This window comes from Kocuria sp. (assembly GCF_030536815.1).
Classification (GTDB): domain Bacteria; phylum Actinomycetota; class Actinomycetes; order Actinomycetales; family Micrococcaceae; genus Kocuria; species Kocuria gwangalliensis.
Map to the genome: position 1 here is coordinate 1 of NZ_JAUNPE010000129.1, position 6,108 is coordinate 6,108.

Below are 6,108 nucleotides of genomic sequence, written 5' to 3' on the forward strand. Positions count from 1 at the left end.
GCATGTGATGGAATCAACCCATGACTGATCAGCAACGCCGACGTCCGTTCGCCCAGGTCGATGTCTTCTCCCGCGATCCCCACATGGGCAATCCGGTCGCGGTGGTACTCGACGGCACGGATCTCAGCGACCAGGACATGGCCCGGTTCGCGCGGTGGACCAATCTGTCCGAAACCACGTTCGTCCTCCCGCCCACCTCGCCGGACGCGGATTACCGGCTGCGTATCTGGACCCCCGGTGGTGAGCTACCCTTCGCGGGTCACCCCACGCTCGGTTCGGCGTACGCGTGGCGCGAGGCGGGCAACGCCGCCCGCTCCGGCGATGTCATTGTGCAGGAATGCGCCGCTGGCCTGGTCGAGATCCGACCCACCAACGACGGCGCTCTGACCTTCGCCGCGCCGCCCACCTCGCGGTCGGGGAACTTCGACCCGGCCATGCTTGAGCAGGTCAAGGCCGGGTTGGGCCTGGATGACGAGGAAATCGTGGCCCACCAGTGGGTGGACAACGGACCGGGATGGGCCGCCGTTCTGCTCCCCTCCGCGGCCGACGTGCTGGCCATCGAACCGGATTACCCGGCACTGGGAAATTACAAGGTCGGCGTGGTGGGCCCTTATCCGGAGGGCAGCCCGCAACAGTTCGAGGTCCGCGCCTTCGTCACGGGAACCGGCGGCTACGAGGATCCCGTCACGGGGAGCCTCAACGCGAGCCTGGCGCAGTGGCTCATGAGAACCGGCCGAGCGCCGTCGTCGTACGTTGCTCAGCAGGGAACGGCCATGGAGCGCCGAGGGCGTGTGACCGTGACCTCGGACGCCCACGGAAACGTGTGGGTGGGCGGGGACTGCACCACGTCCATCAGCGGATCGGCACTGCTGTGAGCGGCCGGGACAGCGGACCCGGCAAGGCCGAGCTGGACCTGATCTTCGACGGCCGCTGCGGCTTCTGCACCCGCGCCGTGGGGTGGGTCCGCGCCCTCGACAGGCACGGCCGCATCACCACCCACGCGTACCAACAACCGGACGTGCTGGAACGCTTCGGTCTCACCGAATCACAAGCCCACGCGGCAGTCTGGGCCGTGACCGGCGAGAGGAAATCGGCGGGCGCGGCCGCCGTGGCCGCCACCCTGGACACAGCCCTCGGCACCCGCATTTTTGGCCGCCTGTACCGGATCCCCCCGGTGCGAATGCTTCAGGATCGCGTGTACCAATGGGTTGCCGACCACCGCGGGAAGTTCCCCGGTGTCACTCCGTGGTGCGAGCAGCATCCGGGGCGCTGCTCGGTCAGAACCACGTAACTACAGGAAAGCCCTCAGCTCTCGAGCGGCGGCTTCGGGATCGGCGGCGCCCGTGACCGCCCGGACCACCACGATCCGCGACGCACCGCACTCGAGCACGGCCGGCAACCGTTGCGCGTCAATCCCGCCGATCGCGAAGAACGGTTTGTCCCCCGCATGCTCCGCCGCGTACCGCGGGAGTTCCAGGCCAACGGCCGCTCGACCGGGTTTGGTGGGTGTCTCCCACACGGGCCCGGTGCAGAAATAATCCAGCCCATGATCCGCAATGGCGGCATCCACTTGCCCGCGGGACAGGCACGAACGGCCGATGATCACGCCATCACCCAGCAACCGGCGCGCCTGCGGGGTGGTGAGGTCGCCTTGTCCCACGTGAAAAACGTCCGCGCCGGTGAGCAGTGCGACATCCGCCCGGTCGTTGACCGCGAAGAGCTTGCCGTGCTCGCGAGCAACGTCCGCGAGCACCTCGATGGCCCGGATCTCGGCCGCGGCTTCCAGTTTCTTATCGCGCAGCTGAATGATGTCCACGCCGCCCTCGTAGGCGGAATGCAGGAATTCCCGCAGGTCACCGTGGTCTTGCCGCGCCGTGACACACACGTACAGCTTGGCCTTCGCGAACGCGTCACGCCGGCGGGCACCCTGCTTTTGTTGCTCACTCATGTGGCCATGGTGCCACGGGTCACGGTTACACTGGGACGTATCGGTCACACGGCCGGAAGTTCCACGGGAGTCCGCAATTGTTGTCCCGGCAACCACCGCAGCGGGCTGAGAGGGCGTGAGCCGCCGACCGTAAACCTGATGCGGGTCATGCCGCCGGAGGGAGTGAAGTGGTACCCATGCCACCCGTTGTTCGTCACGGTGCCCCACGGCACGCAGTGGTCGCGGGCGCCGGCCTGATCGGTCTGGCAACCGCTTTCGAATTACGACGCCGCGGCGTTGCCGTGACGCTCGCAGATCCCGAGCCCGCCTCGGGAGCCACCTACGCAGCCGCCGGTATGTTGGCTCCCATTGCCGAAACACAGTACGGACAAGAGGGTCTCTACCCACTCATGGCCGCCTCCGCCGTGGAGTATCCGGCGTTCATCGAGCGCGTGTCTGCGGCATCGGGACTACCCACCGGCTACCGCACGGAAGAGACCCTGGTCGTGGGGGTGGATTCCGCGGACGCAGAGAGCCTCCAGGATCTTGCGGATCATCAGCGGGCCGCGGGCATGCGGGTGGACACCATCACCGCTCGCGAGGCCCGACAACTTGAACCCGCTCTCGCACCGCATTTCGCCGGTGCCATCAGGGTTCCCACGGATCACCAAGTGGATCCCCGGTTACTTGCGGCCTCACTGATTCACGCGCTCGACGCGCCCGTCATCGACACCCTGAACGGTGCCACCGACCCCGGCCCCGTGCGCTGGTTCCACGCGAAGGTGGAACGCGTTCTCTCGACGCGCGGATCCGAACCCCGGGTGAGCGGAGTGTTCCTGGACGGCGGCGAGACGGTCCAGGGCGAAGCGGTTGTCCTGGCAACCGGTCTGAACACCGGTGATGCCGGACAGCTGCCCCCTAACTTGAGTCTGCGGCTGCGCCCCGTGTACGGGGATGTTCTCAGGCTCCGGGTGCCCGATTCGTTGCTGTTACCGGGCGAGGAGAACGTGATCGCCCGAACGGTGCGCGGGCGGGTCGGCGGGCGGCCCGTCTATCTGGTGCCCCGCGCGGACCGCACGCTGGTGCTGGGCGCAACGAGCCGTGAGGACGGCCGCGACTCGGTACTGGCCGGCGGCGTACATCAATTATTGCGGGACGCGCGAACAATTCTGCCCGCCGTGGATGACTGCGATGTCCTGGAAATGATTGCCCGTGCCCGCCCCGGGACCCCCGACGATCTGCCCTACATGGGGCTGTGCTCCATGGACGGGCTGGTCATCAGCACCGGGCACTTCCGACACGGCATTCTGCTCACGCCCGTGGCCTCGCGACTCGCCGCCGAACTGGCAACGGGCGAGTTGGACCCGGCCATCAGCCACGAACGCGACCACGACTTCTTGACCTCGACAGACCCCGCGCGGCACTCCCCCGCGCACCCCGAAATGTAGCAGGTGACGCCTTGAATACCGCCCCTCACGAGACCATCCTGGTCAATGGGAACCCCGTACCCCTCACCGAGGGCCTGTCCGTGGCCGATGCCGTGGCCGACCTGACCGGTCGCGACATCACCGCCGCGGGCCGCGCGGCCGACGGCAAGCCGCTGGGCATTGCCGTGGCACTCGATCACGCGGTGATCCCCCGGTCTCGCTGGTCCGACACCATGATCGAAGCACACCAGACCGTGGAGATCGTCACCGCGGTGCAGGGAGGCTGAGATGGCCAGCGATCAGTTGATCATCGACGGCGTGAGCCTGAGTTCCCGACTCATCATGGGCACCGGCGGCCTCACGGATCTGGCCATGTTGGAGCGTGCGCTCCTGGCATCGGGCACCGAGCTGACCACCGTGGCGGTGCGGCGTTACGCACCCGGAGCGGGCCTCGGTTCGGGCACCGGCCGCGCGGGCCGGAACGGTGAGGCTGCGGCGTCGTCTCCCCCGGACAGCCTCTACGACATCCTGCACCGCAACGACATCAAGGTGCTGCCCAATACCGCCGGATGCTACACCGCCCGGGATGCGCTGCTGACCGCGGAACTGGGCCGGGAAGCGCTGGAAACGGACTGGGTGAAACTCGAGATCATCGCGGACCAGGACACCCTGCTCCCGGACGGCGTGGAACTGCTGGACGCCACCGAACAGCTCGCGGCGCGCGGTTTCAAGGTGTTCGCGTACACCTCGGATGACCCCGTTCTGGCGCTGCACCTCGAACGGGCCGGGGCGAGTGCCGTGATGCCGTTGGGTGCGCCGATCGGAACCGGACTGGGCATCTTGAACCCGCACAACATTGAGCTGATCGCCTCTCGTGCGGGCGTTCCCGTGGTTCTGGACGCGGGCATTGGCACGGCCTCCGAGGCCGCGCTGGCCATGGAACTGGGCTGCGACGCCGTGCTGCTCGCCTCCGCCGTGACCCGCGCCCAGAATCCCGTGGACATGGCCCGCGCCATGCGATACGCCGTGGAAGCCGGGCGGCTGGCGCGCGGTGCGGGCCGGATTGCACGGCGCACGCACGCTGTGGCGTCATCGCCGATGGCCGGGCGGATCGGCACGGGGGATGGCGCGGCGGGGTTCGATACCGCGGGACCTGATGTGCCTCGCGGTGACTGGCCGGGCCCCTCCCTCGCCTCGCCGTCCTCACCGTTGTCCTCACCCGTCCCGTCAGACTCGGAGTCGCACGTTTCATGACCGCAGCTTCCCCCTTCCCACCTCTCGTCGAGCCCGCCCCGGAGCTCAGCCACGAAGAACTCGAACGCTACTCCCGCCACCTCACGCTCCCGCAACTCGGAGTCGATGGCCAGCGGCGGCTGAAGAACGCACGCGTTCTGGTGATCGGCGCCGGGGGCTTGGGTGCACCCGCCCTGCAGTACCTTGCCGCGGCCGGGGTGGGAACCCTCGGCGTGGTCGATGACGACGTGGTGTCCGTGTCCAACCTGCAACGTCAGGTGATCCACGGGATGGCAGACATTGGCCGTGCCAAGGTTGATTCCGCCGCGGACGCGGTGGCCCGTCTGAATCCCCTGGTCACCGTACGGACGCACGGCGAGCGCCTGAGCACCGACAATGCCCTGGAGATCTTCTCCGGTTACGACCTGGTCATGGACGGCGCGGACAACTTCGGCACGCGTTACCTGGTGTCCGACGCCGCCGAACTCGTCGGGATTCCGGTTGTCTGGGGATCCATTCTGCGCTTCGACGGGCAGGTGTCCGTGTTCTGGTCCGGTCACGGCCCGGTGTATCGCGACCTCTTCTCGGAGGCACCGGCACCCGGTCAGGTTCCTTCCTGCGCCGAGGGTGGTGTGCTCGGCATGCTCCCGGCGACCATTGGGTCGGTCATGGTCACCGAGGCACTCAAACTGATCACCGGTATCGGCCGCCCCCTGCTGGGTCGTGTGCTCGTCCACGATGCGCTCGCCCAGACCTGGCGCGAACTCACCGTTCTACCGGATCCCGACCGCCCTGCGGTGACCGACCTTTCACAAGTCGCGGTGGCCTGCGGGATTCCTACCGCCGACGACGCCGCCCCCGCCTCCCACGAGACCGTCACCGCCCCCGAGCTGGCCGGGCTGCTGACCTCCCGTTCACTGGGTGAAACGTCTTTCACGCTGATCGATGTGCGCGAGGACTGGGAGCGGGATCTGGTCTTCATCCCGGGGTCCGTGCGGGTCCCGTTGCAGGAGATCCTGAACCGAGGTGTGTCCGCGTTGCCGGATTCGGTGGAGGGCAATGTCATTCTGCACTGTAAGGCGGGAGCGCGCTCCGCTCAGGCGCTGGGTGCGTTACGCCGGGACTACGCGCTGCGGGAGGACACGGTGAAGCATCTGGACGGTGGCGTCCTTGCGTGGGTCGATCAGGTCGACCCGTCGCTGCCGCGCTACTGAGGTCGCCGGCAGTCTCAGGGGAGGCAAATGCGGGATGTGGGCAAGAATTCTGCATTGACCTCACACCAGACTGCGCCGCTGCAGTTACCTCACAGCAGACTCCAGGGTGGGAGTGGTTCGACCCAGATCGACGACATAGCGAGCTTCTCGGGGCCTTTACAGTCACACGTGTCACCATGAAACTAGCGGTCGAGTCACCGGGGCCGGCCGTGTCACTGAGGAGAGATCGTGCCCAACACTGAAGTTGCTGCGCCTCGCGTCTACGTGGTCACCGGAGCCGGATCCGGCATCGGTCAGGCCACTGCCG

General features: G+C 67.5%; 7 protein-coding genes and 1 riboswitch. Of the genes, 6 read left to right on the forward strand and 1 reads right to left on the reverse strand.

From position 1 onward, the window contains the following. Positions 1–20 precede the first annotated feature (20 nt). Complete coding sequence (locus tag Q4E95_RS10385) at positions 21–875, forward strand: PhzF family phenazine biosynthesis protein (RefSeq protein ID WP_303383237.1); 855 nt, start codon at positions 21–23, stop codon at positions 873–875. Further along, positions 872–1,291 carry a thiol-disulfide oxidoreductase DCC family protein gene (locus Q4E95_RS10390; protein WP_303383238.1) on the forward strand — a complete coding sequence of 140 codons (420 nt, stop codon included), beginning with the start codon at positions 872–874 and terminating at the stop codon, positions 1,289–1,291. Before Q4E95_RS10385 ends, Q4E95_RS10390 begins: the two co-directional genes overlap by 4 nt. Here Q4E95_RS10390 and thiE read toward each other — a convergent pair whose 3' ends face one another. Continuing rightward, complete coding sequence (gene thiE / locus Q4E95_RS10395) at positions 1,292–1,948, reverse strand: thiamine phosphate synthase (protein ID WP_303383239.1); 657 nt, start codon at positions 1,946–1,948, stop codon at positions 1,292–1,294. A gap of 53 nt (positions 1,949–2,001) precedes the next feature. Further along, positions 2,002–2,128: riboswitch (TPP riboswitch) on the forward strand. On the opposite strand from thiE, the gene thiO reads away from it, so the two are divergent. The 4 genes from thiO (at position 2,125) to moeB (ending at position 5,801) form a co-directional block, all read left to right on the forward strand. Then, positions 2,125–3,375: a glycine oxidase ThiO gene (thiO, locus tag Q4E95_RS10400; RefSeq protein WP_303383240.1), complete on the forward strand. Its 1,251-nt coding sequence runs from the start codon at positions 2,125–2,127 to the stop codon at positions 3,373–3,375. Its footprint overlaps the riboswitch before it by 4 nt. Positions 3,376–3,386: 11 nt before the next feature. Then, positions 3,387–3,641, forward strand: a complete 255-nt coding sequence (thiS, locus tag Q4E95_RS10405) for a sulfur carrier protein ThiS (RefSeq protein WP_303383241.1) — start codon at positions 3,387–3,389, stop codon at positions 3,639–3,641. Between the two features lies 1 nt (position 3,642). Beyond that, on the forward strand, positions 3,643–4,608 hold the full coding sequence (locus tag Q4E95_RS10410; RefSeq protein WP_303383242.1) for a thiazole synthase: 966 nt from the start codon (positions 3,643–3,645) through the stop codon (positions 4,606–4,608). Further along, a complete protein-coding gene (gene moeB, locus Q4E95_RS10415) occupies positions 4,605–5,801 on the forward strand; it encodes a molybdopterin-synthase adenylyltransferase MoeB (protein ID WP_303383243.1) in 1,197 nt (398 codons plus the stop codon). Before Q4E95_RS10410 ends, moeB begins: the two co-directional genes overlap by 4 nt. The last annotated feature ends 307 nt before the right edge of the window (positions 5,802–6,108 follow it).